Consider the following 520-nt stretch of genomic DNA (forward strand, 5'->3'; position numbering starts at 1 on the left):
GTTCGCCCTGCAGGCGCTGACCGACGACAGCGTCAAACTCGTCACGCTCGCCGGCAAGGCGGGCTCGGGGAAGACGCTGCTCGCGCTCGCGGCGGCGCTCGAGTGCCGCTCCCAGTACCGGCAGGTGCTACTCGCCCGGCCGATCGTCCCGCTCAGCAACCGCGACATCGGCTACCTGCCGGGCGACGTGGCCCAGAAGCTCGACCCCTACATGCAACCGCTGTACGACAACCTGACGGTGATCCGGCACCAGAACCCGGACTCCGCGAGCAAGATCCAGGAGATGCTCGAGCAGCAGAAGCTCGAGATCACGCCCCTGGCGTACATCCGAGGCCGCAGTCTGCAACGGCTGTTCTTCATCGTCGACGAGGCCCAGAACCTCACGCCGCACGAGGTGAAGACGATCATCACGCGGGCCGGCGAAGGGACGAAGATCGTCCTCACCGGCGACGTTCAGCAGATCGACCACCCGTATCTCGACAGCCGCTCGAACGGTCTGTCGTACGTCATCAATCGACTG

Annotated in this window: 1 protein-coding gene; it reads left to right on the plus strand. The window is 65.6% G+C overall.

Annotated elements, in window-relative coordinates; translation table 11 throughout:
* A partial coding sequence (locus AAFX79_13870; protein ID MEO1009642.1) for a PhoH family protein occupies positions 1-520 on the plus strand: 520 nt, incomplete at both ends.

The sequence above is a fragment of the Planctomycetota bacterium genome (assembly GCA_039819165.1).
In the GTDB taxonomy this organism is placed as follows: domain Bacteria; phylum Planctomycetota; class Phycisphaerae; order Phycisphaerales; family UBA1924; genus JAHCJI01.